This is a genomic window from Streptomyces sp. NBC_00122, from assembly GCF_045160845.1.
GTDB lineage: Bacteria > Actinomycetota > Actinomycetes > Streptomycetales > Streptomycetaceae > Streptomyces.
The window spans coordinates 5,744,819-5,761,636 of the sequence record NZ_CP108191.1; the positions used below are offsets into that span (position 1 = coordinate 5,744,819).

Annotated in this window: 11 protein-coding genes; 5 read left to right on the top strand and 6 right to left on the bottom strand. The window is 71.3% G+C overall.

The window, feature by feature from the left end; genetic code table 11:
* Positions 1 to 30: 30 nt before the first annotated feature.
* From OG737_RS26535 to OG737_RS26550, 4 genes are all read right to left on the bottom strand, one after another.
* Positions 31 to 1,002, bottom strand: a complete 972-nt coding sequence (locus OG737_RS26535; protein ID WP_328928709.1) for an antibiotic biosynthesis monooxygenase — start codon at positions 1,000 to 1,002, stop codon at positions 31 to 33.
* Positions 999 to 3,725, bottom strand: coding sequence for a molybdopterin-dependent oxidoreductase (locus OG737_RS26540; protein WP_405922070.1), 2,727 nt, complete (start codon positions 3,723 to 3,725; stop codon positions 999 to 1,001). Before OG737_RS26540 ends, OG737_RS26535 begins: the two co-directional genes overlap by 4 nt.
* Complete coding sequence (locus tag OG737_RS26545; protein ID WP_328928711.1) at positions 3,722 to 4,549, bottom strand: FAD binding domain-containing protein; 828 nt, start codon at positions 4,547 to 4,549, stop codon at positions 3,722 to 3,724. The genes OG737_RS26540 and OG737_RS26545 overlap by 4 nt, the downstream gene beginning before the upstream one ends.
* A gap of 165 nt (positions 4,550 to 4,714) precedes the next feature.
* A complete protein-coding gene (locus OG737_RS26550; RefSeq protein WP_328928712.1) occupies positions 4,715 to 5,443 on the bottom strand; it encodes a MerR family transcriptional regulator in 729 nt (242 codons plus the stop codon).
* A gap of 94 nt (positions 5,444 to 5,537) precedes the next feature.
* Here OG737_RS26550 and OG737_RS26555 point away from each other — a divergent pair, with 94 nt between their 5' ends.
* The gene (locus tag OG737_RS26555; protein ID WP_405922071.1) at positions 5,538 to 7,379 is read left to right on the top strand and encodes an AMP-dependent synthetase/ligase; all 1,842 of its coding nucleotides are present in this window, start codon (positions 5,538 to 5,540) and stop codon (positions 7,377 to 7,379) included.
* 58 nt (positions 7,380 to 7,437) lie between these two features.
* On the opposite strand, the gene sph is transcribed toward OG737_RS26555, so the two are convergent.
* A complete protein-coding gene (gene sph, locus OG737_RS26560; RefSeq protein ID WP_328928714.1) occupies positions 7,438 to 8,424 on the bottom strand; it encodes a sphingomyelin phosphodiesterase in 987 nt (328 codons plus the stop codon).
* A gap of 198 nt (positions 8,425 to 8,622) precedes the next feature.
* Here sph and OG737_RS26565 point away from each other — a divergent pair, with 198 nt between their 5' ends.
* The gene (locus OG737_RS26565; RefSeq protein WP_328928715.1) at positions 8,623 to 9,549 is read left to right on the top strand and encodes an oxygenase MpaB family protein; all 927 of its coding nucleotides are present in this window, start codon (positions 8,623 to 8,625) and stop codon (positions 9,547 to 9,549) included.
* Between the two features lie 5 nt (positions 9,550 to 9,554).
* On the opposite strand, the gene OG737_RS26570 is transcribed toward OG737_RS26565, so the two are convergent.
* On the bottom strand, positions 9,555 to 11,090 hold the full coding sequence (locus OG737_RS26570; RefSeq protein WP_405677564.1) for a M1 family metallopeptidase: 1,536 nt from the start codon (positions 11,088 to 11,090) through the stop codon (positions 9,555 to 9,557).
* 576 nt (positions 11,091 to 11,666) lie between these two features.
* On the opposite strand from OG737_RS26570, the gene OG737_RS26575 reads away from it, so the two are divergent.
* The 3 genes from OG737_RS26575 to OG737_RS26585 all read left to right on the top strand — a co-directional run bounded on the left by OG737_RS26575 (position 11,667) and on the right by OG737_RS26585 (position 16,559).
* The gene (locus tag OG737_RS26575) at positions 11,667 to 13,058 is read left to right on the top strand and encodes a glutamate decarboxylase (RefSeq protein ID WP_405922072.1); all 1,392 of its coding nucleotides are present in this window, start codon (positions 11,667 to 11,669) and stop codon (positions 13,056 to 13,058) included.
* A 98-nt stretch (positions 13,059 to 13,156) separates the two neighbouring features.
* Positions 13,157 to 14,020, top strand: a complete 864-nt coding sequence (locus OG737_RS26580; protein ID WP_405677560.1) for an SCO6745 family protein — start codon at positions 13,157 to 13,159, stop codon at positions 14,018 to 14,020.
* A 103-nt stretch (positions 14,021 to 14,123) separates the two neighbouring features.
* A complete protein-coding gene (locus OG737_RS26585) occupies positions 14,124 to 16,559 on the top strand; it encodes a Tex family protein (RefSeq protein WP_328928719.1) in 2,436 nt (811 codons plus the stop codon).
* The last annotated feature ends 259 nt before the right edge of the window (positions 16,560 to 16,818 follow it).

Here is a 16,818-nt window from a genome sequence, read left to right on the forward strand (position 1 = left end):
CCCGGCCGGCCTTCCCCTGCGCCCCGCCGGTCAGGGCAAGGTCCAGAACTGCCGGGTCACGAGGTAGAAGACGACGACCCAGAACACGGTCAGCGCGGTGACGGTGCCGATGCCGATGAGGTTGTTCTTCACCGGCGACTCGTCCGGCCGGGGCCACAGCCATCGCCCCAGCAGCCGATTCACGTAGTGGGGCATCGTGAGGAAGCTCATGATGAAGCTCGACAGCAGGTTGCCCACGAGCAGTCCGAACCAGAGCGGCCACTTCAGCGGAGACAGGGCGAGCGTCAGCAGCACGACCGTCGGGTACAGGCCGACCCAGACCGCGATGGAGGTCTTGGTCTCCGAGGGCGGCGGAGCTTCCTTGCCGTTCTCGTCGAAGGCGAACCAGCTGCCGAACGAGTCGTCGATCGTGCGCATCTTGAAGTCCTCGAACTTCTTGCCCTCGGCGAGGACCTCCTGCCGCTTGTCCGACGTCAGCCAGGCATCGAGGTGTTCGGCGTTGTCGTAGCGGTACAGGGTGGTCCACTCGTCCTGAAGGCCCTCGATCGGGCGGAAGATCTCGGTCCCGCGGAAGCCGTCGAACTTGCTCTCCTCCTCGCTCATTTTGCGTTGCCAGTCGAGGAAGTCGTCGACGTGGTCCGAGTGGACGCGGTGGGTCACCACCACGGTCACGAGCGGATCCGTGGGCTGCGCGCCACCGCTGATCACCTGCTGGGTCGCGGGACCGTCGAAGTACTCCGCGCCGGCGTCAAGGAGCCTCTGCCGGGTCGCGCCGTTCATCCACGCCTGCAGATGGGCCACCGAATCGAACCGGTAGACGACCGCCCAGTCGGGTTGCACGTCGGTCGGCGGGGAGACCTCGACGCCGAGGTGTCCGGGGTACTCGGCGACGGCGGCGTTGACCCGGTCCTGCCATTTCTCGTACTCCCGCTCCATGCCGGGCCGGACCTTGCGGCCGATGATGACCGTCGCCGCGGTTTCCGGATGCTTCTCGGAGGTCATCGTCTCGGGCCCGTCCGCGCCGACTGGCTCTCGACCAGCCGGCTGTAGATCCGTTCCGGGGTCAGGGGCAGCTCGCGGAAGCGGACGCCCGTGGCGTCACGGACCGCGTTCGCCAGCGCGGGGGCCACCGGGTTGATGCAGCATTCCGCCATGCCCTTCGACCGCATCGCCCCGACGGAGTCCGACGAGCCCACCAGGAGCAGGTCGGTGCGGGGCACGTCGGCGTAGGCGGGGATCCGGTAGTTGCGGAGGTTCGGGTTGACCATCACGCCGTCCGCGTCGACCTGGAAGTTCTCGGTCAGCGCGAATCCGATGCCCTGGGCCACACCGCCCTCCACCTGTCCCCGGACCTGCTGGGGGTTGATGAGCACGCCGGCGTCCGCCGCGTGGACGCTGTACAGCACACGGATCTCGCCCGTCACCTGGTGGACGGCGACGCGGAAGCCCTGCGCGTTGGAGGTGACGCTGCGGGGCGAGCCGTACGCCTTGCGGGCGGCGGTGAACCGGATGCCCCGCGCCCGGGCCAGGGCCACGAGCTCGGCCAAGGAGACGCGCTCGTCCCCGCAGACGACGTCCTCGTCGTCCATCGAGCACATCACGACGTGGACGCCCGTGTGCGCGGCGGCGAACTCCAGAATGCGGTCGCGCACCGCGTTGGCCGCCCGCAGCACCGCGTTGCCCGCCACGAACAGTCCGGCGCTCGCGAAGGCGCCGGTGTCGAAGCCCGTGCGGTCGGTGTCGGACTGCACCAGGCGGATCCGCGACGGCGTCGTACCCAGCTGGTTGGCCGCGATCTGGACGTGCGCCGTCGAGGTGCCCTCGCCGAATTCGACGGTGCCGACGGCCAGCTCGTAGACGAGGTCGTCGCCGAGCGTGACCCAGGCCTCGGAGATGTGCTCGGTCGGCGGCGCGGTCTCGTGCAGGGAGCTCGCGACACCGGTCCCGACGAGCCAACCGGGGCCGGGAGACGGCTGATCGGCCGTGCGGGCCAGTTCGCCGGCCACGAGGTCGATGCACTTGGCGAGTCCGTCCTCGTTGAACATCACGTCGTCGGGGCCGTCGTGCAGGGCGACGAGCGGATCGCCGGGACGCACGATGTTGCGGCGCCGCAGTTCGAACGGATCCATGTGCAGCGCGAGGGCCAGCTCGTCCATCGCCGATTCCACGGCGAAGGCCGGCTGGGTCATCCCGTAACCGCGCAGCGCGCCGCTCGGAACGGTGTTGGTGTAGACGGAGAAGGCGTCGTACTTCTTGTTGGGGCAGCGGTAGATCATGACGGCGGACCCGCCCGCGTACAGCGTCTCGCCGCCGTGGTTGCCGTAGGCGCCGGTGTTCGACACGTTGCGGACCTGGAACGCCGTGAGCGTGCCGTCGTTCTTCGCGCCGAGCTTGACCGTCAGCTTCATCGGGTGCCGGGGCGACGCCGTGGTGAAGTCCTCTTCGCGCGTGAACTCGAAGCAGACGGGACGCCCGGTGTCCAGAGTGGCGAGCGCGACCAGATCCTCCGAGATGACTTCCTGCTTGCCGCCGAAACCGCCGCCGACGCGCTTGCAGAACACCCGGAGCTGGTCCGGGCGCAGTGCGAAGAGGTAGGTCAGTTTGACCTTCGCGATCGACGGCGACTGCGAACTGGTGCGGACGTTGAGCCGGCCGTCCTCCATCCAGGCGATCGAGCCGTGGGTCTCAAGGTGCGCGTGCTGCACGCGCGGTGAGAAGTACGTGCCTTCGTGGATCACGTCGGCCGCGGCGAACCCCGCGTCGACATCGCCGATGTGCGAGTGGATCTCCAGCAGGAGGTTGTGGACGGAATCCCGGACGAACGGATCCTCCGAGCCGTGCAGTTGGGGCGCGCCCTCGGCCATGGCCTCCTCGGGGTCGAAGACCGCAGGCAGCACCTCGTACTCCACGGCCACCTTTCGGCAGCCCTCTTCGGCCGCCCCGGGCGTGTCGGCGAGGACGGCGGCGACGCGCTGGCCGGCGAAGCGGACCGTGTCGTCGAGGATGTAGGTGTCGTCCGGGTCGACGAGGTGGTCGGTGTGGATCGCCGTGGTGAAGCGCCTGCGCGGCACGTCCTCCCAGGTGTAGACGCGTCGCACGCCGGGGACCGCGAGCGCGGCGGTCTTGTCGACCGAGACGATCCGGGCGTGCGCGTGCGGCGAGTGCAGCACTTTGATGTGCAGCATGCCTTCCATGCGGGTGTCCATCGTGAACTCGGCCCGGCCGGTCACGACATCGTCGGCCGCCGGCGCGCCGACGCTCGTTCCGACGGCCTTTCCCGGCACGGCCGTCTGCACGCCGGTGACGCCCTTGACCGCGTCCTCGATCGCCCGGTAGCCGGTGCACCGGCAGAGATTGCCCTTCAGTGCCCGCGGCAGATCCGCTTTCTGGGCCTCGGTGAAGGACGCCGACGTCATGATCATCCCCGCGGTGCAGAAACCGCACTGGAACCCCGGGGCGTCCCGGAACCGGCGCTGCACCGGGTGCAGGTCGCCGGGTGATCCGAGACCCTCGATCGTGGTCACCTCGCGGCCCTCCGCGCGGAAGGCGGGGGTGATGCAGCTGTGGACGGGGTGGCCGTCGAGCCACACCGTGCACGCGCCGCAGTCGCCCGCGTCGCAGCCCTTCTTGACGCCGAAGTGGCCGAGAGCGCGCAGGAACGTGCGCAGGCACTGGCCGGGGTCCGGTTCTTCGGCGAAGCTCTTGCCGTTGACGACGTAGGTCATGCCGGGCCCCCAGCGATGATTTCGCGACGAATCTCCGCGGCGAAGTGCTGTGTGAGGTGGTGACGGTGGTCGGGGGTCCCGTTGGGGTCGGCGAACCAGACGTCGGCGGGAATGGCGTCGATGCTCTCCCGCAGGGTGTGGGCATCGGGCATGGTCTCGAAGGCGAGCCGTACCGGACGCGTGGTGCCGGCGGTGATGGTGAGCAGCAGATTGCTCGTACCGGGCGTGTGCGTACCGATGAGGAACACGGTCGAACGGCCGAGCCGGGTCAGGCTGAAGCGGCGGTGCGCGGGGCGCTTGCGCAGGGCGTGCCCCGGGATGTCGATGCGGCGCAGCATTTCCCCGGGCGCGAGGATGTTGCGGTTGTTCCCGGTCACGAAGTCGAGGGCGTCGACGGTGCGCACCGACCCGTCGGGAGCCCAGAGTTCGTACCGCGCCTCGAGCGCGACCGTCAGCGTGATCATCGGGCCGGCGGGCAGGGACATGCAGATGTTCCCGCCGACGGTCGCCGAGTTCCAGACCTTGAACGAGGAGAGGAACGCCTCGCAGGCGGTCGGGATGAGGGGGCCCGCGGTCCAGTCCGCCGGCGGCACGAAGGCGTACAGGTCGCGGATCGTGCACGTGGCACCGATTTCGAGGCCGGCGTCGCTCGGGACGAGGGGGTCCCACGGCAGCGCGGTCAGATCGACCAGGCGCCGCAGGCTCGGCTGCTCCGCGGAGAACAGCCACGTCCCGCCCGCGAGCCACGCGTCGCCGTCGCGCCAGTCCGCGCCCGGGTGGTCGGCCGGCCGACGCACGACTTCGGTGATGGTGTTGAGGTCCATGGGAATCGATCTCCCTCACGAGGACATTCGTGAACGGCCCGAGGCACGACCGGCCCGGCGCGGAGATTCCTTTCCAGCGTACTCAGGGCGGCCCGTTTCCGCTCGGCCGAAGCCGGCCCGGCCGTCCGTGGGGCGGGCCGGCTTCGTGGGGCGGGCCCGGTGTCCTCATTCCCCGCCCGAGACGAACGCCGCCCGCAGCTCCTCCTTCAGCGACCGCTGGAAGGCCGTCACGAGTGCCTGCACCACCATCGGCTGCATGTGTGCGGACAGCGCCTTCATCGACTCCACCCGCTCCGGATCGCTCTCGCCCTCCGTGAACGGACCCCACACCTCGTCCCGGAACAGCGCCGTCAGTTCGTGCGCCGCCGCCCTGGTGTGCTCCATCAGCACCTTGCGCGCCGCCAGGATCGTCTCGTGCGCGATCGGCACGTCCAGCAGCGCGACCCCCAGCCGCAACAGCCCCAGGTCCACCCGGAATCCGTCCGCCGACACGGCGAGCACGTTCATCGCCGTCAGCCGTCGCACGTCGATGTCCGACAGGGTCCGCCCCGCCCGCTTCTCCAGCTCGGCCCGCGAGACCTCCTGCGCCGAATCCGGGGCCCAACTGGCCACCAGCGCACGGTGGATCGCCAGGTCGTGCGCGCTCAGATCGTCCGGCAGCGCGTCCAGGTAGCGCTGACAGGCCGACAGCGTCATGCCCTGGTGCTGCAACTCCTCGATCAGCGCCAGCCGGGAGAGGTGCTCCGGGCCGTAGTGGCCCACCCGGCGAGGGCCGATCACGGGAGGGGGCAAAAGCCCGCGCGTGCTGTAGAACCGTACGGTACGGACGGTGACGCCTGCCCTGGCCGCCAGCTCGTCGACGGTGAGCATCGGCTCGGGTGCCTGGTCGGCCATCGTCTGCGCCTCGCTCTCTGCTCCACATGCTCCACAGCTTGGGTTCAACAGTATTGCTGTCGCACCAACGATGTGAAACGGCCAGGAGCTGCCCATGACCACGAACCTGCGACTGCCCGGACGACCCGAGGAGCTCACCCTCCCCGCCCTGCTGGCCCGCAACGCCGCCGAGCACGGGGACCTGCCCGCCCTCTCCTGGCGGGCCGGCCCCGGAGCCGCCCAGTGGACCACCCTCACCTGGCGCGAGGTGCGCCGCCAGACCGCCGTCCTCGCCTCCGGCTACGCCGCCCTCGGCGTGGAGCGCGGCGACCACGTCCTGCTGATGATGGGCAACCGCCCCGAGCACTGGCTCAGCGACCTCGCCCTCGTCCACCTCGGCGCCGTCCCCGTCACCGTGTACGGAACCTCCGCGCCCGAGCAGATCGCCCACATCGCCCGCCACAGCCGGGCCAGGGTCGCCGTCGTCGAGGGAGCCCGCGAGCTCGCCCGGTGGGAGCCGCTGCTGACCGACGCCGACGTGCCCCTGGAGCGGCTGGTCGTAGCGAACGCCGCCGAGGCGGGCCCGCACCGCACGTACGGCTCCCTGTACGCGAGCGGCGCCCGGCTGCACCGCGCCGATGCCTTCGAGAAGGCCTGGCAGGACACCCGCCCGGAGGACCCGCTCACCGTCGTCTACACCTCCGGCACCACCGGCGACCCCAAGGGCGTCCGCCTCAGCCACCGCAACCTCATGCTCCAGGCGGTCCGCCTGGACCGGCACGTGGAACTGCCCGAGCACGCCGAGCACATCTGCTATCTGCCCTTCGCGCACATCGCCGAGCGGGTCCTCGGCATCTACCTGCCGCTGCTGCGCGCCGCCCACGTACGGCTGTGCGCGGACCCCTCCGCCGTGTCCGGCGCGGTCCGTGAGCTGCGCCCGGTGCAGTTCTTCGGCGTGCCCCGGGTGTGGGAGAAGCTCGCCGCGTCCGTCCGGGCCGTCCTCGCCCAGCTGCCCGAGGAGCAGCGCGCCGCCATCGAGGCGGCCAACGACCTCGCCCGCACCCGGGCCGGCCACCGCGAGCGCGGGGAGGCGATACCGGCCGCGCTCGAAGCCTCGTACGCCACGGCGAAGGAGCGGGCACTGGACCCCCTGCTGGGACTGGCGGGCCTGGACCGTCTCGTCTGGACGGCGAGTGCCACCGCCCCGATGCCGCTCGACGTGGTCCGTTTCTGGGCGGGCTGGGGGATCACCATCATGGACGCCTGGGGACTCACCGAGACCTCCGGCGTGTGCACGGTCAACAGCCCGGACGCCTTCCGGCTCGGCTCGGTGGGCCGGCCGATCGAGGGGCTGGAGCTGAGGCTCGCCGAGGACGGGGAGATCCTCACCCGCGGCGAGACCGTCTTCGGCGGCTATCTGCGGTCCGACGGATCGGTGGAGAGCGCCGCCGACGCCGAGGGGTGGTTCCCGACCGGGGACATCGGCCGGCTCGACGAGGACGGGTTCCTCTGGCTGACCGACCGCAAGAAGGAACTGATCATCACGTCCACGGGCAAGAACGTCTCTCCGGCGCTGGTGGAGAACACCGTCAAGGAACACCCGCTGATCGGCCAGGCCCTGGTCCACGGCGACGCCCGGTCCTACCTCGTCGCCCTGCTCGTCCTGGACCCGGAGCTGGCCCCGGCCTGGGCCGCCGCCCGGGGCATCGAAGCCGCCTCCTTCGGCGAGCTCGCCGAACACCCCGCCGTCCGGGAGGAGATCGCCCGCGCCGTCGAGGCGGCCAACGCGCGGCTCAACCGGACCGAGCAGATCAAGCGGTACCGGGTGCTGACCGAGGAGTGGGGCCCGGAGTCGGGCGAGCTCACGCCCTCGCTCAAGCTGCGCCGCCGCGTGGTCCGGGAGAAGTACGGCGCACTGATCGACGGCCTCTACGAGGCTTCGTACGAGACTCCGTGACCTGCGAGGCCCCCGTTGCGGTGAGCGGCACGCCGCTCACCGCAACCGGGGCCGGTGCCTAGCGGCCGATCAGCGGGTAGTGGTCCGAGAGGTTGGTGTACGTGTACGAGGTGCCCCAGCTGGAGACCGTCCAGGGTGCCGACTGCTCCTTGACGACGTTGTTCTCCCAGCCCGCCGGACGGGCGTTGCCCTTGCGGTAGAGGACGTAGTCCAGGTCCTCGCGCGGGTCGGTCGGGTAGCGGTAGTTCGCTATCGAGTTGAGCGCGGTGTCGAAGGAGTACGGGTGGCCCGTGCGCGTGTCGGAGGCGGCCAGGTCGGCGCCCGCGAGCATGGAGGCGAGCTCTGGCGTGCGCGAGTCGACGTTCATGTCGCCCGCCACGATGACCTGCTCGTTCGCGGGGATGTTCTTCCCGTCCAGGAACGCGTCGATCGTGCGGAACTGGCGGGCGCGCATCTCCGCGGCCTCGCCCGCGCCGCAGCCCGGGTCGGTGGACTGCGCGTGGGTGCCGACCACGTGCACCTTGACGCCGTTCACGTTCAGCACGACGTAGGCGAAGCCCTTGTTCGACCACCAGTCGGCGCCGCAGGCGTCCTTGTAGACGACCTGCTCTTTGCGGACGACGGGCCACTTGCTGAGGATCGTGACGCCGCCGTCCTCCGGGGTGGTGGAGGAGTACGCGCCGCCCGTGGCGTCCCAGCCGGACTTGCTGCGGCCGACGACCGGGGTCTGGTACGGGTACTGGGCCGCCGAGTTGGCCTTCAGTGCGTCGGAGGCGCCGTTGTCGAAGGCCTCCTGGAGCACGACAACGTCGTGGCCCTGGTAGAAGGCGGCCTTGGGGATCTCCGCGGCCCGGTGGTCCTGGCCCCAGTTCGGGTACAGGTTCTTGCTCATCAGGAACACGTTGTACGACAGGACGCTCAACCGCGGGGTGGCGGACTCGGCGGCCGTGGCGGCCGGCGCGGTGGTGGCGGCCAGCGCGCCGGCGGCGACCGCGGCGACGGCAGCGGCGGCGGCCCGGTTGCGGCGGTTCGAGGTGTGCTGCATGGAGGTCTCCATCGATCCTGCGGGGGATGGGAAGATCGGCTCCGCCATCCAAGCAGCCACGGTTACCTCTGGGTAACACCCGTGACAAGACTTTCTGTCCGGGCCACGACGAGGTGGGGGCGCCGGGGCCCGGGCGCACGGCACGCGGCCCCCGTCATACTGGGAGAACAGCGAGGTCTACACCCTGGGGGCACACTCATGAGCACGACGGAGCACCCCGCGGGGCACGCTGCGGAGCATCCCGTGAACGGGACGGCGCGCCGCACGGCCGGGGTCCGCACCGACCCCGAGCCGCCCCCGCCCGGCGGGGTGCTGTGGACCACCGCCGGGGACGTCCGGTCCCTGCTGACGCTGCCCGCCGCCTTCACCCTCCAGGTCGCCCACCCCGCGGTCGGGGCCGGGGTCGACCAGTACTCGGTCTTCCGCACCGACCCCTGGGGGCGCGGCGAGCGCTCGCTGCGCTCCGTCCAGCTGTGGGTGTACGGAGGGGACGAAGCCGCGGCCGAGGGCCGCAGGGTCCGCCGCCTGCACCGGGAGATCCAGGGCACCGACACCCGGGGGCGCCGCTACCACTCCCTCGACCCGGCCTGCTACGCCTGGGTGCACGCCACCGGATTCCCCATCGCCCTGTACTCCGGGCGCTACCTCTTCCGCCGCATCAGCCCCGCCGACGAGCGGCAGCTCTACCGTGAGTGGCTCCAGGTGGGCCGGATACTCGGCCTCCGCGACCGGGACATGCCGCAGACCGTCGAGGAGTTCTGGCCGTACTACCGCCGGATGCTGGCCGAGGAGATCGAGCCGACCGCGGTCGCCCGCGAGCTGGTCGCCACCGATGTGCCGCTGCCCCGCCCCGAGGGCGGCTCGCTGCCGGTGCGGCTGCTGCTGCGGCTCACCTGGCCCCTGTTGCGCGTGGCCTTCCTGCGCCTGCGGGCCTTCGTCACCGTCGGCTACATGCCGCCCGAGGCGCGCGCGGCCGTCGGGCTGGAGTGGAGCCCGGCCCAGGAGCGCAGGCTCCGGCGGTTCAGCACGGCCGTACGGCTCCTCGTACCGGTGCTCCCCGAACGGCTGCGGTACCTGCCCGTCGCGCGGGCGGCGCGGGCCCGATGGCGCGCCGCCGCCCGCTGACGGACTCAGTGCTTGTCGCTCCGGTGCGCGTGCTCGTGGTCGTGGATCGTGTTCGTCTCCGCGATCTTCTTCCAGGACTTCGGCTCCGTCTTCGCCGCCGGGGCCGAGAAGGAACGGGCCGTGGCGGCCGGCGCCGTGGGGTTCAGGGCCGAGGCGTCCGGCTTGCCCGGGGTGTACAGCCAGGTGTCGAACAGCTGGACCAGCGGCCGGCCCGAGATCTTCTCCGCGTAGGCGACGAAGTCCGCGACCTTGGCGTTGCCGTAGGCGCGCTCGGCCGGCCACCCCTTGAGGATCTGGAAGAACTTCTCGTCGCCGATGTGGTTGCGCAGCGCCTGCAGGGCGATCCCGCCGCGGTCGTAGACGGCACCGTGGAACTGGTTCTCCGGACCCGGGTCACCCGGCTTGACCTGCCAGAACGGGTCCTCGGCCGGGCGCGTGGAGTAGGCCCAGTCAGCGAGCTCCTGCGCCGTGCCCTCGCCCTCCTTCTCCGACCACAGCCACTGGCTGTAGCGGGCGAAGCCCTCGTTGATCCAGATGTCCTTCCAGCCCTCGACGGACACGCTGTCGCCGTACCACTGGTGGGCCAGCTCGTGCACGACCACCGAGACGTTCGCGCCGTTCTGGAACTGGCGCGGCCCGTAGAACGGCCGCGTCTGGGTCTCCAGCGCGAAGCCCGCGGTCACGTTCGGCACGTAGCCGCCCAGCGCGTTGAAGGGGTACGGACCGAAGACCCCCTCCAGCCACTCGGCGGCCTCGGCCGTCCGCTCCACGCTCGCCCGCGCCGCGCCCGCGTTGTCGCCGAGGTCCTTGCTGTAGGCGTTGAGGACCGGCAGGCCGCTCGCCGTCTTGTCGGTGGTGATGTCGAACTTGCCGACCGCCAGGGTGGCGAGGTACGTGGCCTGCGGCTTGTTGGAGCGCCAGTTGTACCGGGTCCAGCCGAGCCGCGAAGTCTGCGACTGGAGGACGCCGTTGCTGATCGCCTGGGTGCCGTCCGGGACGTTGACCGAGACGTCGAAGGTGGCCTTGTCGAGCGGGTGGTCGTTGCTCGGGAACCACCAGACCGCCGAGTCGGGCTCCTGCGCCGCCACACCGCCGTCGGGCGTGCGCTGCCAGGCCGTCCAGCCGTCCACCTTCAGCTCGGAGGGCTTCCCCGCGTACTTGACCACGACGGTCAGCGGGGTGTTGCGCGCCAGCGGCCTGGCCGGGGTGACCTCCAGCTCATGGCTTCCGGAGGCGGCGAACTTCGCCTTGGCCCCGTTGACCCGGACCTCGCTGACCTGGAGGCCGAAGTCGAGGTTGAAGCGGGACAGGTCCTGCTTGGCGGTGGCGAGGAGGGTGGCGGTGCCTTCGAGCAGGTCCGTCTTCGGCTGGTACTGCAGGCGCAGGTCGTAGTGCGACACGTCGTATCCGCCGTTGCCGCTGGCCGGGTAGTAGGGATCGCCGATACCCGGGGCGCCCGGACCGGAACTCGTCGCCGATGCCGGGATCACCAGCAGCAGGGAGGCGGCGAGCACGCTCGGGGCGATGACTTTGCGGTGCACGAATGGCTCCAAGTGGTAGGGGAGACAGATCGGTTCAGGGCCTTGTCGTTCGACCGTATTCACCCGTGACGCCCCACGTCATGTCCATGGCCCCCGCTGTCACACGATCGCCATCCGGCCGTCACGGGCCGCCGGACAGCGCGGCGGGAGCGCCCGGGGCACCGCGCGTCGGACACACCCCGCCGACGGCCCGGTACTGCCGGGCCGATGCCCGTGGCCTGCGGCGCAGCGGGCGGCTCAAGGCCCCGCCGGTGCACGCGCGGCCGACGCCGAGGAGCGCGCCGAGGACGGGAACGCCCCTCCGGGCAGCCGCATCCGCGCCTTCGGATCGGCTGGATCCGGCCGGACGAACTGCGGGAGGAAGGCAGGGAAGAAGCCATGGCATTCCCCAGGTCACCCAGGCTCGGGCCCGTCGGCTACGGGTCCCTGAACACCCGTCGACTCTCCCGGGCCGTCCCTCCGGCACCCCGGAACCCCGAGAGCGTTTCGCCCGGGATGGCCTAGGTCCGCATGCCACCCGCCGGACCTGTCTGTAGTGTCCGAGTCGGACCAATTGACCTATATATGAGGTGACCGGTGGCGCTCCACAACGCCCAGGAACCGGCGGCCGACCCGGCCGTCGACATCTTCGCGTCCCCACTGAGCGAGCGCCCCCTGCCCAAACGGTCCATGCCCGGCCTGCCCTCCCCGCCGCCGGTGGTGTTCCAGCTGCTGCGCAACGAGCTGCTCCTGGACGGCAACGCCGCGCAGAACCTCGCGACCTTCTGCACCACCTGGACGGACGACGAGGTCCGCCAGCTGATGGACCTGTGCCTGGACAAGAACATCGTCGACAAGGACGAGTACCCGCAGACCGCGGAGATCGAGTCCCGGTGCGTGAACATCCTCGCCGACCTCTGGCACGCCCCGGCCGGTGCGGGCGGCGACGCCAACGCGGTGGGCTGCTCGACCACCGGCTCCAGCGAGGCCGCGATGCTCTGCGGCCTCGCCCTGAAATGGCGCTGGCGCGACCGCCGGCAGGCCGCCGGCCTCCCGACCGACCGGCCGAACCTGGTCTGCGGGCCGGTGCAGGTCTGCTGGGAGAAGTTCGCCCGCTACTTCGACGTCGAGCTCCGGCAGGTCCCGGTGGAGCCCGGCGCGACGGGACTCCAGGCGCACCAGCTGCGCGAATACGTCGACGAGAACACCATCGGCGTCGTCGCCATCCTCGGCGTGACGTACACCTGCACCTACGAGCCCGTGGGTGAGATCGCCGCCGAACTCGACCGCATGCAGGCGGAGAGCGGCCTGGACGTCCCGCTGCACGTCGACGCGGCCTCGGGCGGGTTCATCGCGCCGTTCCTCCACCCGGATCTGGTGTGGGACTTCCAGCTGCCGCGCGTCGCCTCCATCAACGCCTCCGGCCACAAGTACGGCATGGCCCCGCTCGGCGTCGGCTGGGCGCTGTGGCGTGACCAGAACGCCCTGCCGGACGGCCTGGTCTTCCACGTCGACTACCTGGGCGGCGACATGCCCACCCTCGCCCTGAACTTCTCCCGCCCCGGCGGCCAGGTCGTCACCCAGTACTTCATGTTCCTGCGCCTGGGCCGCGAGGGGTACCGGCGCGTCTACGAGGCCTGCGCCGACACCGCGCAGCACCTCGCCCGGCAGATCGCCGAGATGGGCCCCTTCACCCTGCTCTACGACGGCGTCGGCGCACTGCCCGCCGTCTCCTACACCCTCACCGATCCCGACTCCGCCGGCTGGAGCCTGTACGACCTCTCCGACCAGCTCCGCATGCGCGGCTGGCAGGTGCCCTCCTACCCCCTGCCGCCGGAGCGCCAGGAGACCGTCATCCAGCGCGTCCTGGTCCGCCACGGCGTCGACCGGGACGAGATCGAACTCCTCGCCGACGACATGCGCAGGGCGATCAAGCACCTCGGGCAGGGCCACGCGCCCAAGAAGGACCGCGTCGGTTTCCACCACTGACGGCACGGCACGGCACGGCCCGGCCCACCACGGCACGGCCGGCCGGATCCGAAGCGTGACACTGGCCGACATACCTAACAGTCGGTAACCTGCCGTCCATGACGCTTCCCACGCTCGCCGCACGGCACTGCTGGCACACCGCGATCAATCCGCTGCACTCCACCGTCTACTTCTCGCCGGACACCACCAAGGAGTTCGCCGGCCTCGGGATCACCGACCCCCTCGCAGTCAACCTCGCCCACCGGTCCGCGGCCATGGGCGCCGTCGGAGCGGGCACGGTGACCGCCACGTTCTACAACTACCGCTACGACCACGTCGCCCGGCACCTCCCGGCCGTCTGGGACATCGCCACGCCCGAACAGGCCCTCGCCGCCCGGCTGCGCGCCGCCGACGCCACCCTGCGCCGGCTGCTGGGCGCCGAGACCATAGAGTCGCCCGAGCTCGCGGAGGCCGCCGACCTGGCGATACGTGCCACCGAAGGCTGTACCCGGCACGCCCGCCCCCTGTACGCGGCCCACGCCGACCTCCCCGTACCCGAGGAGCCGCACCTGCGCCTGTGGCACGCCACCACCCTGCTGCGCGAGCACCGCGGCGACGGCCACCTCGCCGCCCTGCTCATCGCGGACCTGGACCCGCTGGAGGCCCTGGTCAGCCACACCGCCACCGGCAAGGGCATGACCCCGAAGTGGATCAAGTCCATCCGCGGCTGGGAGCAGTCCGACCTGGACGCCGCAGTCGCCCGGCTGCGCGGACGCGGTGTGCTCGACGCCGAGGGGTCGCTGACCGAGGAGGGCGCCGCCCTGCGCGAGCGGCTGGAGACCGAGACGGACCGCCTCGACGCCGCCCCCTACGAGCGCCTCGGCGCGGCCGGCCTGGCCCGGCTGGCGGAACTCGGCGGCGCCCTGGTGATGAAGGCGGTCATGGCCGGAGCCTTCCCGGCGGACCTGCGCGGCAAGGCCTGACCGGCCCCGCGGCCGCGCTCTGGCGGGCTTACCGCCCCTTGTCACGGCCACCTGCCACAATTGGCAGCCTTCCAGTGCAAACGAAGGCAGGCGGGACCCGATCGTGACGACGTCCATCGAAGGCAGGATCGCCGAGGAGCTCGGCGTACGGGAGCGGCAGGTCAAGGCCGCCGTCGAGCTGCTCGACGGCGGCTCCACCGTGCCGTTCATCGCGCGCTACCGCAAGGAAGCGACCGAAATGCTCGACGACGCCCAGCTGCGCACCCTGGAGGAGCGGCTGCGGTATTTGCGCGAGCTGGAGGACCGGCGCTCCGCGATCCTGGACTCCGTGCGGGAGCAGGGCAAGCTCGACGCCGAGCTGGAGGCGCGGATCAACGCAGCCGACACCAAGGCCCGGTTGGAGGACATCTACCTGCCCTTCAAGCCCAAGCGCCGCACCAAGGCGCAGATCGCCCGCGAGGCCGGTCTGGAGCCGCTCGCCGAGGGCCTGCTCGCGGACCCGTCCGTGGAACCGGCCGCCGCCGCGGCCGCGTTCGTGGACGCGGGCAAGGGCGTCGCCGATCCGGCCGCGGCCCTGGAGGGCGCCCGCGCCATCCTCACCGAGCGGTTCGCCGAGGACGCCGACCTGATCGGCGAACTGCGCGAGCGCATGTGGGGCCGCGGCCGGCTCGCCGCGAAGGTCCGGGACGGCAAGGAGGAGGCGGGCGCCAAGTTCGCCGACTACTTCGACTTCGCCGAGCCGTTCACCGCACTTCCCTCGCACCGCGTCCTCGCGATGCTGCGCGGTGAGAAGGAGGACGTCCTCGACCTCACCCTGGAGCCCGAGGAGCCGAGCGAGACCCCCGGCCCGTCGACGTACGAGGGCATGGTCGCCCGCCGCTTCGGCATCGCCGAGCGCGGCCGCCCCGGAGACAAGTGGCTGGCCGACACGGTCCGCTGGGCCTGGCGTACGAAGATCCAGGTGCACCTCGGCATCGACCTGCGGACCCGGCTGCGCGCCGCCGCCGAGGACGAGGCCGTACGGGTCTTCGCCGCGAACCTGCGCGACCTGCTGCTCGCGGCACCCGCCGGCACCCGCGCGACGCTCGGCCTGGACCCCGGCTTCCGCACCGGCGTGAAGGTCGCCGTCGTGGACGCCACCGGCAAGGTCGTGGCCACGGACGTGATCTACCCGCACGTGCCCGCCAACAAGTGGGACGAGTCCCTCGCCAAGCTCGCCCGCCTCGCGAAGGAGCACGCGGTCGAGCTGGTCGCCATCGGCAACGGCACGGCCTCCCGCGAGACCGACAAGCTGGCCGGTGACCTCATCACCCGCCACCCCGAGCTGAAGCTCACCAAGGTGATGGTCTCGGAGGCCGGCGCCTCCGTGTACTCGGCGTCCGCCTTCGCCTCGCAGGAACTGCCCGGCATGGACGTGTCGTTGCGCGGCGCGGTCTCCATCGCCCGGCGCCTGCAGGACCCGCTCGCCGAACTGGTCAAGATCGATCCCAAGTCGATCGGCGTGGGCCAGTACCAGCACGACCTGTCCGAGGTGAAGCTCTCCCGCTCGCTCGACGCGGTGGTCGAGGACTGCGTGAACGGCGTCGGCGTCGACGTCAACACCGCATCCGCGCCGCTGCTCTCGCGCGTGTCGGGCATCAGCGGCTCGCTCGCCGAGAACATCGTCTCCCACCGCGACTCCAACGGGCCCTTCCGCAGCCGCAAGGGGCTCAAGGACGTGGCCCGGCTGGGCCCGAAGGCGTACGAGCAGTGCGCGGGCTTCCTGCGGATCCGCGGCGGGGACGACCCGCTGGACGGCTCGGCCGTGCACCCCGAGGCCTACCCGGTGGTCCGGGCGATGGGCAAGACGGCGGGCGGCGAGGTGGCGGCCCTGATCGGCAACACCGGCGTACTGCGCTCCCTGCGCCCGGAGCAGTTCGTCACCGAGGCTTTCGGCCTGCCCACGGTCACCGACATCCTTCGCGAGCTGGAGAAGCCGGGCCGCGACCCGCGTCCCGCCTTCAAGACGGCGACCTTCAAGGAGGGCGTGGAGAAGATCGGCGACCTGGCCCCCGGGATGATCCTGGAAGGCGTGGTCACCAACGTGGCCGCCTTCGGAGCCTTCATCGACATCGGCGTCCACCAGGACGGACTGGCGCACGTCTCGGCGCTGTCGAAGACCTTCGTCAAGGACCCCCGCGACGTGGTCAAGCCGGGCGACATCGTCCGCGTGAAGGTCATGGAGGTGGACATCCCGCGCAAGCGGATCTCGCTGACCCTGCGGCTGGAGGACGAGGCGGACCGTTCCGCCGGTGCGCCCGGGCAGCGCGAGGACCGGCAGGAGCGGCGGGGCGGCGGCCGTCCGCCGCAGCAGCGCGGCGGCGCGGGCACCCGCGACGGCGCAGGCAAGAACCAGGACCGCCGCGGTCAGGGCCAGCGCGGCGGCCAGGGGCAGCGGCAGGGCGGAGGCGCCTCCGCCCCCGCACCCGCCAACAGCGCGATGGCCGACGCCCTGCGACGCGCCGGCCTCACCGGTCCCGAGGAGCGCCGCAAGCGGTGACCGCAGGTTTGCAGCCACCCCGGCGCGTGAGGTCTCCGTACGCGTTGGCCGAATAGGTCCCCCACCTGGGGACCTGCCTTGCCAACTCCCGTACAAGATCTGTAGGCATGGTGGAACGCCCGTTCGTCACCCGGCGGACGGGCATCCGCATTTCCCCTCAGGACCGCATTCCCCCGAGGCCGCCTTGAAGGCACAGGACACCATGCCCATGCCCGCACACGCCTACCGACGCTGCCCGAGAAAGGGTCCGAAGAGGGAT

Coding starts and splice junctions, on each gene's coding strand:
- OG737_RS26535 (WP_328928709.1), bottom strand. CDS start 1,002: ATGACCTCCGAGAAGCATCCGGAAACCGCGGCGACGGTCATCATCGGC.
- OG737_RS26540 (WP_405922070.1), bottom strand. CDS start 3,725: ATGACCTACGTCGTCAACGGCAAGAGCTTCGCCGAAGAACCGGACCCC.
- OG737_RS26545 (WP_328928711.1), bottom strand. CDS start 4,549: ATGGACCTCAACACCATCACCGAAGTCGTGCGTCGGCCGGCCGACCAC.
- OG737_RS26550 (WP_328928712.1), bottom strand. CDS start 5,443: ATGGCCGACCAGGCACCCGAGCCGATGCTCACCGTCGACGAGCTGGCG.
- OG737_RS26555 (WP_405922071.1), top strand. CDS start 5,538: ATGACCACGAACCTGCGACTGCCCGGACGACCCGAGGAGCTCACCCTC.
- sph (WP_328928714.1), bottom strand. CDS start 8,424: ATGCAGCACACCTCGAACCGCCGCAACCGGGCCGCCGCCGCTGCCGTC.
- OG737_RS26565 (WP_328928715.1), top strand. CDS start 8,623: ATGAGCACGACGGAGCACCCCGCGGGGCACGCTGCGGAGCATCCCGTG.
- OG737_RS26580 (WP_405677560.1), top strand. CDS start 13,157: ATGACGCTTCCCACGCTCGCCGCACGGCACTGCTGGCACACCGCGATC.